Raw genomic sequence first — 16,342 nt, 5'->3', positions numbered from 1 at the left:
GCGGCGCAGTCCCGACCCGGCAGTGCGCTGCCGCGCCTTTCTCGAGGCGCTGGAAAAGACGGCTCGGGCCGGCCTCAAGGAGATCGACCGGCTGGAGCTCGCCGCCGCGCAGATGGAAAGGCGGCTCAAGACCAAGCGCCGCCACTCGCACCTGCCGCATCTGGCGCAGCTGGTCCTGTCACGCCCGGTCGTCACCACCGCGCTGATCGCCGCCGAGCTCAAGGTCACCCAGCGCGGCGCGCTCAACCTTGTCAGTGAGCTTGGCGTGCGCGAGATCACCGGTCGCGGGCGATACCGCGCCTGGGGTGTTTTGTAGGCAAGGCGGGCTGCGGCCGGCGCCTTGAACTTTTCCGAAAGACGGGCATTCTGCGAAAAAAAGCACCGGCGCTAAAAGGAGAGGGAACAAAGGCGCGGCGAACTCGTTCCGACCGATGGACCTGGTTGAAGGGGGAAGTGCGATGAACGACTCCGGACTCAGTCCGGCGGCAACGGCTTTGCGACGCGCACTCGGTTCCGAGGCATTTCTGAACGGCCTTCCGATTGGCATCTATTGCTGCGACCGGGACGGGTTCATCCGGCAGTTCAACCGCCGGGCGACCGAGCTTTGGGGACGCGAACCGGAAATTGGCGAGACCGACGAGCGCTTCTGCGGTGCGCACAAGCTGTACCGCTCCGACGGCACACCCCTGGCGCACGATGAGACACCGATGGCGGACGTGCTGCGCACCGCCGTTCCCGCGCGTGATCAACACGTCCTCGTCGAGCGGCCGGATGGTACGCGGTGGCACGTTCTCGTCAACATCGAACCGCTGTTCGATCCCGATGGCGCTTTCGTCGGCGCGGTGAACTGCTTTCAGGACATCACCGAGCTCGAGCGTGTCCACGAGGCGCTTCAGGACAGCAAGGACGAACTGGAGGACTTTTTCGAGAATGCCGGCATCGGCCTTCACATCGTCGGCGCCGACGGCGTGATCGCGCGCGCCAATCGGGCGGAACTGGACATGCTCGGCTATACCAGGGAGGAATATGTCGGCCGGCCGATTTCGGAATTTCACGTCGACGGGCCGGTGATCGAGGATATCCTGTCCCGGCTTTTCCGCGGCGAAGCCCTGGACCGGTATCCCGCCCGGCTGCGCGCCAAGGACGGCTCCGTCCGACATGTGCACATCACCTCGAGCGCGCGCTTCCGAGACGGGATATTCGTCGGCACCCGCTGCTCGACACTTGACGTTACGCGGACCCTGGAGGCGGAGGAGCGAGCGCTCGAAGGTGAACAGCGCTTCCGCGACGTTCTCGAAACCTTCCCGATGGCCGTCTACACCACCGATGCCGAAGGCACGATCACCTATTGCAATCCCGCTGCCGTCGCGCTGGCGGGTCGGGAGCCGGAGATCGGGGTGGACAAGTGGTGCGTGACCTGGCGGCTGTTCAAGCCGGACGGCACCCCGCTGCCCCATGAGGAGTGCCCGATGGCCGTGACTCTTCGGGAAAGACGGGCCGTCAAAGGCGCCGAACTGATCGCCATGCAGCCGAACGGGACGCGCGTGCGCTGCGTGCCGTATCCGACGCTGCTCTATAACAGGAATGGCAAGATGACCGGCGCGGTCAACGTGCTGGTGGACATAACCGACCGTTACCGCGCCGAGCTGGAATCTGCGCATCTGGCGGCCATCGTCTCCTCCTCCTCCGACGCGATCGTCAGCAAGTCGCTCGAAGGCATCGTCCAGACGTGGAACGAAGGCGCGAGACGCATCTTCGGTTATGATTCCGAGGAGATGATCGGGCAGCCGATCACGCGCATCATCCCGCCGGAACTGCACAGCCAGGAGGATGACATCCTGGCGCGGCTGCGGCGCGGCGAGCGCCTCGAGCATTTCGAGACCGAGCGTGTCGCGAAGGACGGCCGGCGCATCGACGTCTCGCTCACCGTCTCGCCCGTGCACGACCGGTTCGGCCGCATCGTCGGCGCCTCGAAGGTCGCGCGCGACATCACCGAGCGCAAGCGCGCGGAGGAACTGCAGCGTCTTCTGATCAGCGAACTCAACCACCGGGTCAAGAACACGCTGGCCACGGTCCAGTCGATCGCCAACCAGACGGTGCGCCTGGCCAGGGACCCGGCCGCCTTCGCCGCCAGCTTCAGCGGCCGCATCCAGGCGCTGGCCCATACGCACGACCTTCTGACACGCAACTCCTGGCAGGGCGCCGATGTCCTGTCGCTCTTGCGCGACCAGCTCCTGATCGGCGGCGCGGAGGACGAACGCATCACCTTCTCCGGTCCGGCGATCACGCTCGACCCGCAGCCCGCGCTGCACCTGGCGCTGGTATTGCACGAGCTTGGCACCAACGCGCGCAAATACGGCTCGCTGTCGGTTCCGGCCGGCCGGTTGTCCGTGCGCTGGAGCGTAGAGACCAACGGCGATCGCAGGTTTCTCCTGCATTGGGAGGAAAGCGGCGGCCCGCCCGTCAAGGTTCCGACCACGCGCGGCTTCGGCACGACGCTCATTGCAAAGAGCCTCGCTGCGCATGACGGCGAGGTTTCGCTTTCCTATCGCGCCGAGGGACTGCTCTGCGAGATCGTGCTGCCGGTCTCGGAGCGGGCCAATGAAGGCGGCGCCTTCTGGACCCCGCGGCAGCTCGAGACGCCTGCGCCGGCTATCCACGCACCGTCCACGCCGACCCGGGGCCGGGACGCGCGCGTTCTCATCGTCGAGGACGAGGCGCCGATCGCGTTGGAAGTCGCCGCCACGCTGGAAGAGGCGGGCTGCAAGGTCGTGGGGCCGGCTGCAACACTCGAAAAGGCATGGGAACACATCGCCGCGGGCGGTTTCGACGTGGCGCTGCTCGATGCCAATCTCGACGGCAACCCGGTGGACGAGCTCGCGGCCGCGCTGACGCGCGCCGACATCCCCTTCGCCTTCCTGACAGGCTACGGGCGCGACGAGTTGCCCGAAGCTTTCCGCCAGGCGCCGATGATCACGAAACCCTTCACCGGTGACGCGGCACTCGACGTCCTTGCGCGGCTGGCCGGCAGGAACGTCTCCGCCGTTCCGATCCGTAAAAAGGGGGTCTGAGCCGACCGGTAGTGGCGGAAGCGATTCGGTGGCGAAGTCGCCGAAGCATTCCGCTGTCAGCGCGCCTGGTTGGGGAAGGGGATAACGCGCGCCGGCGGCTTCTGGTGCTCGGCCGTGGCGACGGCCTCGATGAGGGTGTCCAGCGCCGCGCGGACGGTGGTGCTGGTCTTGTCCGACCCGCACAGCTTGTCATGGGCGCATTCGAGCAGTTCGCGCGCGGCCGTGAAATCGCTTTGCATCTCTCACCATCATTGCGACCGCCCCGGCACCGCAGTCTGGCGCGTGAACCCTTGCGCTTTCGCAAATCCGAACGGTTCAATTTAATTCAAGATGCCGGCGTCGCCGGGTGGATGTCGTGCATGGTTGACTTCCCGCGCGGTCGATGCGCTATGTTGCCGCATCGGCGTTCGAACCGATCGGAGGAGGGTCTCAGCAGAATTCGGCGAAGGCGGTTGCATGACGTTCAAGGTCATGTTGCGCGGCCACCGCGGGTGCGGGAAGGAAATGCCGCAGGGAGGCGGCGCGAAAGGGAGGAACGCGACTTTATGCATGTGCTTGTGATCGGCGCTGCCGGAATGGTGGGCCGCAAGCTCGTCGAGCGGCTGGGCGCGCAAGAGGACGCGCTCGGCAGGCCCGTAACCCGATTGTCCCTCGTCGACGTGGTCGAGCCGCCCGCGCCCGCCTCCCTGGCGGAACGCACCAAGGTGACGGCGCTCGACCTTTCGGCGCCGGGGAGTGCCGAACGGTTGATAGCCGATCGTCCGGACATCATCTTCCATCTGGCAGCGATCGTCTCCGGCGAGGCCGAGGCGGATTTCGAGAAGGGCTACCGGGTCAATCTCGACGGTACGCGCGCGCTCTTCGAGGCGATCCGGCACGAGGGGGCACGCGGGCCCTACCGGCCGCGTCTGGTTTTCGCCTCCTCCATCGCCGTCTTCGGCGCACCTTTCCCCGACAAGATCGGTGATACGTTCTTCACCACGCCGTTGACGAGCTACGGCACGCAGAAGGCGATCACCGAGCTTCTCCTGGCCGACTACACGCGCCGCGGCTTCTTCGACGGGGTGGGCCTGAGACTGCCCACCATCTGTATCCGGCCGGGCAAGCCCAACAAGGCGGCCTCGGGTTTCTTTTCCAACATCCTGCGCGAGCCGCTTTCCGGCCAGGAGGCGGTGCTGCCGGTCGAGGAGGACGTGCGCCACTGGTTCGCCAGCCCGCGCGCGGCGGTCGGCTTCTTCCTCCACGCGGCAAAGATCGACACGGACGAGATCGGCACGCGCCGCAACCTCACCATGCCGGGCCTTTCCGCCCTGGTGGGAGAGGAGATCGAGGCCTTGAGGCGTGTGGCGGGGGAAAAGGCGGTACGGCTCATCCGCCGCGAGCCGGACCCGGCGATCCGCGCGATCGTCGCCGGCTGGCCCACCGATTTCGACGCGCGCCGCGCCGAGGCGCTCGGCTTTGTCGCGGAAAAGAGCTTTGACGATGTCATCCGGATCCACATCGAGGACGAGCTTGGCGGGACCATCGGACATGGCTGAAGGACAATCGGGTAAGGGCCGGATCGCACTGGTGACCGGCGGCGGCACCGGGGTCGGGCGCGGCATCGCGGAGGCGCTGGCGCGGGAAGGCTACACCGTCGCGATTTCCGGCCGCCGCGCGGATGTGCTGGAGAAGGCGGCATCGGAAATGGCATCGGCGACGCAGGCGCGTGTCGAGGCCATTCCCGCCGATGTCGGCGACCCGCGCTCGGTGGCCGACCTCTTTGAGAAGATCGAGGACGCCTTCGGCCGGCTCGATCTCCTGGTGAACAATGCCGGCACCAATGTGCGGCCGGTGCCCATGGAGGAGGTGATCTTCGAGGAATGGAGCGCCATTCTCGCGGCCAACCTCACCGGCACCTTCCTGTGCACGCAACAGGCGATGCGGCTGATGAAGAAGCAGAGCCCGCGCGGCGGACGCATCATCAACAACGGCTCCATTTCAGCCACCACGCCCCGGCCGCACTCCGCGCCCTACACCGCCACCAAGCACGCCATCACGGGGCTCACCAAGTCGACCGCGCTCGACGGCCGGCCCTTCGACATCGCTTGCGGCCAGATCGACATCGGCAACGCGGCCACCGACATGACGGCGAAGATGAGCACCGGCGTCTTGCAGGCGAACGGGGAAACGGCGGCGGAGCCGACGATACCGGTCGCCCACGTGGCCGAAGCGGTGGTCTACATGGCCGGCCTGCCGCTCGAGGCGAACGTGCTGAGCATGACGGTGATGGCGACCAAGATGCCGCTGGTGGGGCGAGGGTAGGGAACAGGTGATGGAAAACGCAGAGCCGCTTCACGCACCCGTCCGCACTTCCTTCCACATCCTGGAGAATAACTGAGCATGGCAGGCGTCGAATTCATCGATGTGCGGAAGTCGTTCGGGGCGGTTCCCGTCATCAAGGGCGTGGATATCGATATCGACGACGGCGAGTTCGTCATCCTCGTCGGCCCCTCGGGATGCGGGAAGTCGACGCTCCTGCGCATGCTGGCGGGGCTGGAAAACATAACCGCCGGCTCCATCCGCATCGGCGGGCGCGTCGTCAACGCGATGCCGCCGAAGGAGCGCGACATCGCCATGGTGTTCCAGAACTACGCGCTCTATCCGCACATGACGGTGGCCGACAACATGGCCTTCTCGCTCATGCTCAAGGGCGCGCCGAAGTCCGAGCGCGACAGCCGCGTGAAGGTGGCGGCCGACATTCTCGGCCTGCCACACCTGCTCGACCGTTATCCGCGGCAGCTCTCCGGCGGCCAGCGCCAGCGCGTGGCCATGGGGCGCGCCATCGTGCGCGACCCGCAGGTCTTCCTGTTCGACGAGCCCTTGTCGAACCTCGACGCCAAGCTGCGCGTGGCCATGCGCGCCGAGATCAAGGAATTGCACCAGAGGCTGGCGACGACCACGGTTTATGTCACGCACGACCAGATCGAGGCGATGACCATGGCCGACAAGATCGTCGTCATGCATGACGGCATCGTCGAGCAGATCGGCCAACCGCTCGAGCTCTACGACAGCCCGGCCAACCTTTTCGTCGCCGGCTTCATCGGCTCGCCCGCCATGAACATGATTTCCGGCCGGCTCGATCCGGAGGACCGCACGGTCTTCGTGGCCGAGGACGGGACGCGCCTGCCGGTGGCCGATCCCGGCGAGGCGGCGGCGGGGCAGAAGCTGGTCTACGGCCTCAGGCCCGAATTCATCCGCCTCGACGACGAGGGCATCCCCGCCGAGGTCGTGGTGATCGAGCCGACGGGATACGAGACGCACATGATCGTCAGGCTCGGCGGCGGCGACGCCAATTGCGTCTTCCGCGAGCGGGTGCGGGCAGCGCCCGGCGAGACCATCTCGCTCGGCATCGACGCCCGGCACGTGCATCTCTTCGATGCCGAAACGGGCCGGAGGCTTTCGCGATGAGGCGCGGGCCGGCGGCCCGGAAGGGGCGGAGGAGGCGCCTTCCGGTCGACCGGCCCGTGCCGGACGCCCGCATGCGGGACGGCGGGTGGGCAGGATATCGGATCCCGCAATCCAAGAGGAGGAGTGGACAATGATCAAGAGACGCGACTTTCTGACGGCTTCGGCGGGGCTTGCCGGCATGGCCGGCCTCGGCGCCATGGGCATACGCCCGTCCTTCGCCCAGGACGAGCCTACCTATACGCCGGAGGAGGGGGCGAGCCTGCGCATGTTGCGCTGGGTGCCCTTCGTCAAGGGCGACGAGGAGGCCTGGAACGCCAACACGCAGAGGTTCATCGATGAGACCGGTGTCGATGTGCGCATCGACCAGGAAAGCTGGGAGGACATCCGCCCGAAGGCCGCCGTGGCGGCCAATGTTGGCAGCGGACCGGACATGGTGATGTGCTGGTTCGACGACGCGCACCAGTATCCCGACAAGCTGGTCGATCTGACCGACCTCGCCACCTATCTCGGCAACAAGTATGGCGGCTGGTATGACGGCGTGAAGGGCTATGCCACGCGCGACGACAAGTTCATTGCCATGCCGCTGACGGCGATCGGCAACGCGGTGTGCTATCGCGAGAGCCACATACAGGCGGCCGGCTTCAGCGAATTCCCCGAGGATAGCGAAGGATTCCTCGAGCTCTGCAAGGCGATGAAGGCGAACGGCACGCCCGCCGGTTTCCCGCACGGCAAGGCCGTCGGTGACGGCAACAACTACGCCCATTGGCTTCTGTGGAGCCATGGCGGCATGATGGTGGACGAGAACGGCAAGGTCGCCATCAACAGCCCCGAGACCATCGAGGCCATCAACTACGCCAAGGCGCTCTACGAGACCTTCATTCCCGGCACCGAGAGCTGGCTCGACATCAACAACAACCGCGCCTTCCTGGCCGAGCAGATCTCGCTGACGGCAAACGGCGTGTCGCTCTACTATGCGGCGCGGAACGACCCGGCGATGCAGGAGATCGCCGACGACATCCGCACCACCAACTTCCCGATCGGGCCGGTGGGCGAGAGCGCCGAGCTGCACCAGACGAGCTCCATCCTGCTCTTCAACCACTGCCAGTATCCGGAGGCGGCCAAGGCCTACATCAAGTTCATGATGGAGGCGGACCAGATGAATGCCTGGATCGAGGGCTCCAGCGCCTATTGCTGCCAGCCGCTCAAGGCATTCGCCGACAATCCGATCTGGACGGCGGATCCGGTGCACGCGCCCTATGCGCGGGCGTCAGAGACGCTGCGCCCCAACGGCTATGCCGGCCCGCTCGGCTATGCCTCGGCGGGCGTGATGGCGGACTACGTGCTCGTCGACATGTTCGCCTCCGCCGTCACCGGACAGACGACGCCGGAGGAAGCGGCGGCGGAAGCCGAGAGAAGGGCCAACCGGTATTACCGGATCTAGCGGCCAGCCGCTCAGGCTCGTCACCCCGGCGTCCATTCGCGATGCCGGGGTGCGTTGGAATTCACCCGCCGGAGACGTGCGATGTCCAGAACTGCGACGTCCGTAGCGACGCCCGAAAAGCCCCGCTTCTCGCTTGCCGCCATCATGCAGAACGGCAATTTCCTCGCCTTTCTGTTCATGCTGCCGGCGGCGGTCTTCCTCGTCTGCTTCCTGACCTATCCCTTGGGGCTCGGCGTCTGGCTCGGCTTCACTGACACGCGCATCGGCCGCGACGGTATCTTTATCGGGCTGGAGAACTACGCGTTCCTCGCCAGCGATTCCGTGTTCTGGCTGTCCGTGTACAACACGCTGCTCTACACGATCGTCGCCTCGATCCTGAAATTCGGGCTGGGCCTCTGGCTGGCGCTGCTGCTCAACGAGAAGCTGCCCTTCAAGGCTTTCTTCCGTGCCATCGTGCTTCTGCCCTGGGTGGTGCCGACGGTGCTTTCCGCCCTTGCCTTCTGGTGGATCTACGACTCCCAGTTTTCGATCCTCTCCTGGTCCTTGATGCAGCTCGGCATCATCGACAGCCCGATCAATTTCCTCGGCACGCCGAACAACGCCCGTGCCTCGGTGATCGCCGCCAATGTCTGGCGCGGCATTCCCTTCGTGGCGATCTGTCTGCTCGCCGGCCTGCAGACCATCCCGCAATCCCTGCACGAGGCGGCCTCGCTCGACGGGGCGACCGGCTGGCAGCGCTTCCGCTACGTCACCCTGCCGATGCTCACCCCCATCATTGCGGTGGTGATGACGTTCTCGGTGCTGTTCACCTTCACCGATTTCCAGCTCATCTACGTGCTGACGCGCGGCGGGCCGGTGAACGCCACCCATCTCATGGCCACGCTCTCCTTCCAGCGGGCGATCCCCGGCGGACAGCTCGGCGAGGGCGCGGCCATCGCCGTCGCCATGATCCCGTTCCTGCTGGCGGCCATCATGTTCAGCTTCTTCGGCCTGCAGCGGCGCAAGTGGCAGCAGGGCGGCCAGGATTGAGGGAGAGACTCTGAGATGCTTTCGCTCTGTCACGCCTTCGTTGACACGCCGGCTTCCGGGCTGACGCGTTCGCGTAAGAATGCCGGCGCGGCGCACGCCGGAAAAGGCCAGTGCCCAGGGAGGCAATCATGAACGCCGAGACCCGGTCGGAAGGCCAGCCGCTCACCGACGCCAGCGAGGGCATGAGCTATCTCAACCGGCTGCCGCGCCGGGTGGTGGTGCTCTATCTGCCGCTGGCGCTCTTCGTCTTCGTGCTTCTGTTCCCGTTCTACTGGATGACCATCACGGCCATCAAACCGAACGCGCAGCTCACCGACTACAACAACTACAGCCCCTTCTGGGTGGTCGAGCCGACGCTGCAGCACATCCGTTACCTGTTCTTCGAGACCTCCTACCCGGGCTGGCTGGTCAACACCATGTATGTGGCGGTCGCCTCGACGTTCCTGTCGATCGCGGCTTCCGTCTTTGCCGCCTATGCCATCGAGCGCATCCGCTTCACCGGTGCGCGGCCGGTGGGGCTTCTGATCTTCCTAGCCTACCTGGTACCACCGTCGATCCTGTTCATCCCGCTCGCCTACATCGTCTTCAAGGCCGGCGTCTACGATTCGAAGCTGGCGCTCATCCTCACCTATCCGACTTTCCTCATTCCCTTCTGCACCTGGCTCCTGATGGGTTATTTCCGCTCCATCCCCTTCGAGCTCGAGGAAAGCGCGCTGGTGGACGGCGCCTCGCGCTGGCAGATCCTGACCAAGATCATCCTGCCGCTGGCCGTGCCGGGCCTGATCTCGGCCGGCATCTTCGCCTTCACCCTGTCGTGGAACGAGTTCATCTACGCGCTCACCTTCATCCAGTCCTCGGAGAACAAGACGGTGCCGGTCGGCGTGCTCACCGAACTGGTGCGCGGCGACATCTTCGAGTGGGGTGCCTTGATGGCGGGGGCGCTCTTCGGGTCGCTGCCGGTGGTGATCCTCTATTCGTTCTTCGTGGATTATTATGTGTCTTCGATGACGGGCGCGGTGAAGGAGTAAGGGGCGCTACCGGGGAACCGGGACCGGTTTTCGCCCAAACCTGCGTGCGATTCCAAGCGGCCGAAGCCTCGGCCGCTTCCATGAAAGAATGAATGCGCCGGGGTTGCCCCGTTCGCGCCGACGGGTGATAGCTCGGCAGGAACGGGAGCAGAGTGCGCGGCGATCGCGATGACGCATGTATGGATCGTAAGGTTCTGGAACTCCTTCTCGGCGGCGGGCCTCTTCGTCGGCACGCTCTTCTTCGCCGCCTCGTTGACGCCGTCGCTCCTGCCGCGCACTTTCCTTACGCAGGGGATCCTGTCGGGCGCTGCCCTCGCGGCGGGCTACGGCATCGGCGTGTTCAGCCGCTGGCTGGCGCATTACATGGAACTGCCGGGGCCGAACGCACGGGTGCTGTGCGCCGTCAAGTATCTTTCGGCCGTGTTGTGCGCCGGTATCGCGGTCGCGTTTCTCTGGCAGGCGGCGGAATGGCAGAACTCGATCCGCCGCCTCATGGGGATGGAGCTGCTCGACAGCGCGCATCCGTTGCGCACCGGCCTGATCGCCGCGGTGACCTTCATCCTGCTGCTCGCCGTGGCGCGCCTTTTCCGGCTCCTCTTCACTTTCACGTCTGCTTGGCTGCGCCGCTACATCCCGCCGCCCGTGGCCAATGTGGTTGGCGTCGCTGTCGCGGTCGCCCTCTTCTGGGTAGCGGTCGAGGGGGTGCTGTTCCGGTTCGCGCTGCGCGCGGCCGACACCTCCTTCCAGGCCTACGACGCACTGATGGAGCCGGAGACGGAGCAACCTGCCGATCTCCTGAAGACGGGCAGTGCCGCCTCCCTGGTCGCCTGGGAGGATCTTGGCAGAGCAGGCCGCGAGTTCGTCGCCTCCGGGCCGTCGGCCGGCGAGCTGGAAGCCTTCCGGGGCGAGCCGGCCATGGAACCGATCCGGGTCTATGTCGGCCTCAACGCCGCCGAGACGCCCGAGGCGCGCGCCGGGATCGCGCTTGCGGAGCTGGAGCGCACGGGCGCCTTCGAGCGTTCCGTTCTCGTCATCGTCACGCCGACGGGGACGGGCTGGGTCGATCCGGCGGCGATGGACACGCTCGAATATCTGCATGGCGGCAACGTCGCCAGCGTGGCCGTGCAGTACTCCTATCTCACGAGCTGGCTTTCGCTGCTGGTGGAGCCGGACTACGGTACGCAGACGGCCCGGGCGCTCTTTTCCGCCGTCTACGGACACTGGCGGGAACTGCCCGAGGACGAAAGGCCGCGGCTTTATCTGCACGGTCTCAGTCTCGGCTCGCTCGGCTCGGAGGCCTCCACCGAGTTCTTCGAGGTCCTGGGCGACCCCTATCACGGCGCGCTGTGGAGCGGCCCGCCCTTTGCCAACCGCATGTGGCAGTACGTCACCAGCCGCCGCGAGCCGAGCACGCCGGAATGGCTGCCCCGCTTCCGCGACGGATCCTTCGTCCGCTTCACCAACCAGACGAACGCGCTCGAGATCCCCGGCGCGCACTGGGGTCCGCTGCGCATCGTCTATCTCCAGTATGCCAGCGATCCGGTCACGTTTTTCGACTACCACGCGCTCTACCGGCAGCCCGACTGGATGAAGCGGCCGCGCGGCCCGGACGTCTCGCCCGAACTGCGCTGGTACCCGGTCGTCACCTTCCTCCAGCTCGCGCTCGACATGGCGCTGGCCATCACCGCACCCATGGGCCATGGCCACGTCTATGCGCCCGAGCACTATATCGACGCCTGGATGGCGGTGACGGCACCACAAGGCGTGTCGGCCGAGGAGGCCGACCGGCTCAAGCAGCGTTTCGCGCGAGAGTGACCGCCTGGAAGGGGCAACCGGAATCGCCCGGCCATGCGGTCTATCCCGGCGCGCCGGCGTTAAAGCGCGCGAGGAATTCGCCCGCCTCGCCGGCGGGCATCGCGCGGCCGTAGAGGAAGCCCTGGGCGGTGTCGCACCCCAGTTCCCTGAGCCTTGCGGCCTGGCTCCGCGTCTCGACGCCCTCCGCGGTGACCTGCATCTTCATGCGGTGGGCGAGGTGGATCACGGCCGATACGATCGCCTCGTCGTCGCCGTTCCGCTCGAGCTCGCGAACGAAACTCCTGTCGATCTTGATGTGGTCGATGGGAAAGTGCTTGAGGTGGCTCAAGGAGGCGTAGCCGGTCCCGAAGTCATCGAGCGCGATCGAAACGCCGGCCTCATGGAAGGTGTCGAGGACCGCCGACGGGTTGGCGGACAACTCGTCCAGGAAGACCGCTTCCGTAATCTCCACCTCGACGGTCTCGGGGGGGATGCCGCGTTTGGCGAGCTTCTCCAGGAAGGCGTCGGCAAGATCGGCATCGTGGAATTCCGACGGGCTGATGTTGATCGCCACCCGGCCGGGGGCAAGGCCCTGGTCCAGCCACGTGCGCAGGTCGCCGGTGGCGATGTCCAGCATGTGCCCGCCGATGGCCCGGGCTAGGTCGGGATCTTCGAAAACCAGGCCGAAATCGGCCGGTGTCAGAAGGCCCTTCTGCCGATGCTGCCAGCGGGCGAGCGCCTCGAACCCGGCGATCCTGCCGGTGACCAGCGAAACCTTCGGCTGGTAATGGGGCACGATCTCGCCGCTGTTCAGGCCGCGGCGCACGTCCTCGAGAAGGGCGATGCGCTCCTCGACCTTCCTGCGCAAGCTCGGCTCGTAAAGGGCAAAGCGGTTCCGGCCCTCATCCTTGGCCCTGTAGAGCGCGATGTCGGCGCTCTTGAGAAGATCCTTCGCATCGTCGCCGTCGCCGGGGAACAGGGCAATGCCGATGCTGGCTTTCGTGGAGAAGGTGCGCCCCCGGATGACGACCGGCTGGCGCAGGGCATCGAGCATCGTCCTGGCGCAATCGGAGGCCGCGGAAGCATCCACTCCGTGCATGAGCACGGCGAACTCGTCGCCTCCGAAGCGCGCGACAATGCCCCGCTTGCGGATCGTGCCGACCATCCGCGCGGCGGCTTCCTTCAGCATGCGGTCGCCGGCATCGTGCCCGAGCGTGTCGTTGACGTCCTTGAAGTGATCGAGATCGACGAGAAGCAGGCTGAACGCCGACCCCTCCGCCCTGGCGCGGGCGCAGCTTCGCTTGAGCAGTGCATGGAACGTGTCGCGATTGGAAAGACCCGTGAGGCTGTCCTCCCGGGCCATGCGCAGCACTTCCTCCTCGGCGTCCTTCTGGGCGGTGATGTCGAACGTCACGCCGACGAGTTGGGAGGGGCCGGCGTGTTCGCCGCGCACCGCCAGCCACAGGCGCCGGTCGTCGGGGCCCCGGTAGCGGATCTGCACCGTCTCGTTGCTTCCCCCCGCGGTGAGGAAATCGAGCCGTAGGCGGCGATCCTCGGGATGAACACGCGCGAGGAAGTCCTCGAGCGGAGCGGAGCCGATTCCGAGGAGGGCTTCGGCATTCTGGCTGCGGGTGACAAAGCCGGTGGTCAGGTCCTGCTCCCAGGCGATCATCCTTGCCGCCTGCAGCGCCAGCCGAAGCCGGCGCTCGCTCGATTCCAGCGCGCTGTAGGTTCGTTTCCGTCTCGTGATGTCGCGTATGGTGCCGATCTTGCGGATGTGGGTCCCGCTTGCGTCCACGAAGCTTCGGCCGGTGGCGGCGACCCAGCGCTCCTCGCCGGTATCGGCGCGAATGATGCGATATTCGCCGCTGTAAACGGAGCCGTCGGCGGGGCTATCCATAAAGAAAAGCCGCTCGACGTCCTGGCGGTCGTCGGGATGCACCCGGGCGGGGAAGGTGTCGCGGGTGATCGGCGCGTCGTGAGCGATGCCGAGAATGTCGCGCGCCCGGTCGTTCCACTGGCGCTCGCCGGTCACGAGGTCGACGTCCCAGATGCCGAGCGCGGTGCTCTCGACGGCAAGCCGCAGGCGCTCCTCGCTTGCCCTAAGAGAGCGCTCCCATTGCTTGCGGTCGTGAATGTCGGAAAGCTTGCCGACCCATTCGCTGATCCGGCCCTCGGTATCGCGCAGGGGCACGGCCCTGGCCTCCACCCAGCGGTAATCACCCGCGGGCGTGCGCACGCGGAATTCCGCTCCATAGGAGCGTGCATTCCTGCGCGCCCGCTCCCATGAGGCAACGACCCTGTCGCGATCGTCCGGATGCACGGCGTCGAGCCAGCCCCATCCGTGGAACTCGCCCGGGTCTTGCGCGGAGAGATTCGCCCAGCCCCATTCCTCGATCACCCGGCCATCCGGCGTGGCGATCCACAGCACCATCGCGCTCGTCAGGTGGAGGGCGCGGTAGCGCTCGGCATGCAGTGCGAGATCGTGCTCGGCCGTTTTCAGCGGATCGATGTCGGTCGTGGCGCCCAACCAGTATTGGCGACCGTCGATATCTCTTTGCGGGACGCCGCGGGCGAGGACCCAACGATGCCCGCCGGCATGGTGTGCGAGTCGATGCTCGCTCTCATAGGGCCGCCGTTCGGAAACGGCCGTCTCCCACGCATGGTTAACCTGGTCGCGGTCATCCGGATGCACGTTGAGGAGCCAGGCGTCCGAAGGGCCGGTCTCCCGCGAGACGCCGACGAAATCGCACCAGGCCTTGTTGCAGAGCATCGCCGGCCGGCCGGGCCTGCCGATCCACAGCATGTGCGGAAGATGGTCGAATACGTCGCGGAACCGCATCTCCAGAGCGCCGAGCTGTCCTGGAGATCCTTGCCGGTTCCTGGAAGTCCCTGTTGGCATTTTCTTCTTCGACACCGGAAGCGACGGTTCGCCCAGTCGGACCAGAGTGCCAGCGCGAGTGATACGCTGTAAACAATCATTTTAAGTAACGAAGACGGGGATTACCGAAGTTCCTCCAGGCGGGGGTCGCTGCGCGGCGCGCGGGAAAGTGAGGCGGGGCTTCAGTCTTGCCGATCCGCTGTAAAATGCATGGCATTCACAGGATGTCCCGGAGCCTCCGCCCGTGCTGCGGCTTCCGGGATGGCGGTCGCCCGGCCGGAAGGAGCCACCGGCCGGGCATAGCGGATGAAGCAGCCGCCGGCGGCATCGGTCTCGATGTCGGCGCGCACCTTGAACACCTCGGCGAGGCGCCGGCTGGTGAGGATCTCGGCGGGGCGACCGAGCGCGACGAGGCTGCCCGCCTGCATCACGGCGACGCGATCGCAGAACATCGCCGCGTGATTGAGGTCGTGGAGCGCGGCGATCACCGTCAGGTCCTGCGCGCGCACCAGGTCGAGAAGCCCGATCTGGTGCTCAATGTCGAGGTGGTTCGTCGGTTCGTCGAGAATGAGGATGCGCGGCTCCTGGGCGAGCGCGCGGGCGATGTGGAGGCGCTGGCGTTCGCCGCCCGAAAGCGCATTCGGCAGCCGCCCTTCCTTGCCGGAAAGCCCCGTGCGCGCCAGGGCCCCGCCCACCGCGGTCCGGTCGTCGGCCGTCAGCCGCAGCGACGGTGAACGGCCGAGCCCGACATTCTGGGCAATGGTGAGATGGGCGAACAGGTTGTTCTCCTGAAAGACCATGGAGACCGGCCGGCGATGCGGCGGAAGTGCCGTCACATCATCGTTACCGATAATCACGCGCCCCGCATCCGGGCGCTCGAAGCCGGCGATCAGGTTCAACAGCGTCGACTTGCCCGAGCCGCTCGGCCCCATCAGCGCGACGATATCGCCGGCCGCGACGGACAGCTCGAAGCGCATGCCCGGGCCGCCGGGATAGGCGAAGTCGAGCTTTTCAGCCCGAACCACCGCGCCGCCGGGTTTTTTCCGGGGTGTCATGACCGTTCCCTACCCCAACGCGCGGCCGCGAACATCAGTCCCAGGCAAAGAAGCCCCAGGAATAGTGCGATTCCAGCCGCATCGGCCGTGCGGTAGCTGCCCATGCGCTGCAGCAGGAGATAGGGCAGGGTCTGCACCTGGTCGCTGCCGAACAACGCGATCACGCCGAGGTCGCCGAGCGACAGCGCCATGGCGAAGGCGAACGCGGTGGCGGACGGCCGCCTGAGGGTGGGCCAATCCACCAGGCGCAGACGGTTCCAGCCGGAAATGCCGAGGGCGGCACACAGTTTCTCGTGCCTGGCGCTCGCCGCGTCGTAGGCCGGGCGGATGGCGCGGATCGCAAAGGGCATGGCCATCACCGCATTAACCGTCACCACCATCACGGGCGCGAAGGCGAAAACGTTCCCGAAGTGGCGCAGCAGGATGAACCAGCCCGCGCCGATGACGACGGGCGGAACGATGAGCACCATCGCCGCGCCGGTGTCGCTCATCCGCTCCAGGATGCCGGGCACGGGGCCCGCACGCGCGAGCTCCAGCGCCCGCCGCGCCATGACGAGCGCGATCGACAGGACGAGACAAAGGCACGCGGCAAG

The 16,342-nt window shown here is 66.4% G+C and carries 13 protein-coding genes; 9 read left to right on the top strand and 4 right to left on the bottom strand.

From position 1 onward, the window contains the following. Together ACFP9U_RS16735 and ACFP9U_RS16730 are read left to right on the top strand one after the other, a co-directional pair. Window positions 1–316, top strand: a 316-nt coding sequence (locus ACFP9U_RS16735; RefSeq protein WP_378623176.1) for a helix-turn-helix domain-containing protein, incomplete at its 5' end; no start/stop codon positions are given. Window positions 317–458: 142 nt separating this feature from the next. Next, on the top strand, window positions 459–3,071 hold the full coding sequence (locus tag ACFP9U_RS16730) for a PAS domain S-box protein (RefSeq protein WP_378623174.1): 2,613 nt from the start codon (window positions 459–461) through the stop codon (window positions 3,069–3,071). Between the two features lie 56 nt (window positions 3,072–3,127). Here ACFP9U_RS16730 and ACFP9U_RS16725 read toward each other — a convergent pair whose 3' ends face one another. Then, on the bottom strand, window positions 3,128–3,310 hold the full coding sequence (locus ACFP9U_RS16725; RefSeq protein ID WP_322449823.1) for a hypothetical protein: 183 nt from the start codon (window positions 3,308–3,310) through the stop codon (window positions 3,128–3,130). A 306-nt stretch (window positions 3,311–3,616) separates the two neighbouring features. Here ACFP9U_RS16725 and denD point away from each other — a divergent pair, with 306 nt between their 5' ends. From denD to ACFP9U_RS16690, 7 genes are all read left to right on the top strand, one after another. After that, window positions 3,617–4,609, top strand: a complete 993-nt coding sequence (gene denD / locus ACFP9U_RS16720; RefSeq protein ID WP_378623172.1) for a D-erythronate dehydrogenase — start codon at window positions 3,617–3,619, stop codon at window positions 4,607–4,609. Next, on the top strand, window positions 4,602–5,375 hold the full coding sequence (locus ACFP9U_RS16715; RefSeq protein WP_378623170.1) for an SDR family oxidoreductase: 774 nt from the start codon (window positions 4,602–4,604) through the stop codon (window positions 5,373–5,375). The genes denD and ACFP9U_RS16715 overlap by 8 nt, the downstream gene beginning before the upstream one ends. A 78-nt stretch (window positions 5,376–5,453) precedes the next feature. Further along, complete coding sequence (locus tag ACFP9U_RS16710; RefSeq protein WP_378623168.1) at window positions 5,454–6,521, top strand: ABC transporter ATP-binding protein; 1,068 nt, start codon at window positions 5,454–5,456, stop codon at window positions 6,519–6,521. Between the two features lie 130 nt (window positions 6,522–6,651). Beyond that, window positions 6,652–7,962, top strand: a complete 1,311-nt coding sequence (locus ACFP9U_RS16705) for an ABC transporter substrate-binding protein (protein ID WP_378623165.1) — start codon at window positions 6,652–6,654, stop codon at window positions 7,960–7,962. Window positions 7,963–8,106: 144 nt separating this feature from the next. Next, entirely contained in the window at window positions 8,107–8,991 is an 885-nt protein-coding gene (locus ACFP9U_RS16700) for a carbohydrate ABC transporter permease (RefSeq protein ID WP_378623178.1), read from the top strand. A 128-nt stretch (window positions 8,992–9,119) separates the two neighbouring features. Continuing rightward, window positions 9,120–10,019: a carbohydrate ABC transporter permease gene (locus tag ACFP9U_RS16695; RefSeq protein ID WP_378623163.1), complete on the top strand. Its 900-nt coding sequence runs from the start codon at window positions 9,120–9,122 to the stop codon at window positions 10,017–10,019. 168 nt (window positions 10,020–10,187) lie between these two features. Continuing rightward, window positions 10,188–11,834, top strand: a complete 1,647-nt coding sequence (locus tag ACFP9U_RS16690; RefSeq protein ID WP_378623160.1) for an alpha/beta hydrolase — start codon at window positions 10,188–10,190, stop codon at window positions 11,832–11,834. A 40-nt stretch (window positions 11,835–11,874) separates the two neighbouring features. Here ACFP9U_RS16690 and ACFP9U_RS16685 read toward each other — a convergent pair whose 3' ends face one another. The 3 genes from ACFP9U_RS16685 to ACFP9U_RS16675 form a co-directional block, all read right to left on the bottom strand. Next, window positions 11,875–14,655: an EAL domain-containing protein gene (locus ACFP9U_RS16685; RefSeq protein ID WP_378623158.1), complete on the bottom strand. Its 2,781-nt coding sequence runs from the start codon at window positions 14,653–14,655 to the stop codon at window positions 11,875–11,877. 221 nt (window positions 14,656–14,876) lie between these two features. Beyond that, a complete protein-coding gene (locus ACFP9U_RS16680) occupies window positions 14,877–15,749 on the bottom strand; it encodes an ABC transporter ATP-binding protein (RefSeq protein WP_378623156.1) in 873 nt (290 codons plus the stop codon). After that, on the bottom strand, window positions 15,746–16,342 hold a 597-nt coding region (locus ACFP9U_RS16675; RefSeq protein ID WP_378623154.1), incomplete at its 5' end, for an ABC transporter permease subunit. The genes ACFP9U_RS16680 and ACFP9U_RS16675, both read right to left, overlap by 4 nt.

The sequence above is a fragment of the Nitratireductor sp. GCM10026969 genome (genome assembly GCF_042660605.1).
GTDB lineage: Bacteria > Pseudomonadota > Alphaproteobacteria > Rhizobiales > Rhizobiaceae > Chelativorans.
This window is presented reverse-complemented; position numbering and strand designations above follow the sequence as displayed.

What these genes read in the sequence shown, in the direction of transcription:
- ACFP9U_RS16730 (WP_378623174.1), top strand. Translation starts at nt 459, where the DNA reads ATGAACGACTCCGGACTCAGTCCGGCGGCAACGGCTTTGCGACGCGCA.
- ACFP9U_RS16725 (WP_322449823.1), bottom strand. Translation starts at nt 3,310, where the DNA reads ATGCAAAGCGATTTCACGGCCGCGCGCGAACTGCTCGAATGCGCCCAT.
- denD (WP_378623172.1), top strand. Translation starts at nt 3,617, where the DNA reads ATGCATGTGCTTGTGATCGGCGCTGCCGGAATGGTGGGCCGCAAGCTC.
- ACFP9U_RS16715 (WP_378623170.1), top strand. Translation starts at nt 4,602, where the DNA reads ATGGCTGAAGGACAATCGGGTAAGGGCCGGATCGCACTGGTGACCGGC.
- ACFP9U_RS16710 (WP_378623168.1), top strand. Translation starts at nt 5,454, where the DNA reads ATGGCAGGCGTCGAATTCATCGATGTGCGGAAGTCGTTCGGGGCGGTT.
- ACFP9U_RS16705 (WP_378623165.1), top strand. Translation starts at nt 6,652, where the DNA reads ATGATCAAGAGACGCGACTTTCTGACGGCTTCGGCGGGGCTTGCCGGC.
- ACFP9U_RS16700 (WP_378623178.1), top strand. Translation starts at nt 8,107, where the DNA reads ATGCAGAACGGCAATTTCCTCGCCTTTCTGTTCATGCTGCCGGCGGCG.
- ACFP9U_RS16695 (WP_378623163.1), top strand. Translation starts at nt 9,120, where the DNA reads ATGAACGCCGAGACCCGGTCGGAAGGCCAGCCGCTCACCGACGCCAGC.
- ACFP9U_RS16690 (WP_378623160.1), top strand. Translation starts at nt 10,188, where the DNA reads ATGACGCATGTATGGATCGTAAGGTTCTGGAACTCCTTCTCGGCGGCG.
- ACFP9U_RS16685 (WP_378623158.1), bottom strand. Translation starts at nt 14,655, where the DNA reads ATGCGGTTCCGCGACGTATTCGACCATCTTCCGCACATGCTGTGGATC.
- ACFP9U_RS16680 (WP_378623156.1), bottom strand. Translation starts at nt 15,749, where the DNA reads ATGACACCCCGGAAAAAACCCGGCGGCGCGGTGGTTCGGGCTGAAAAG.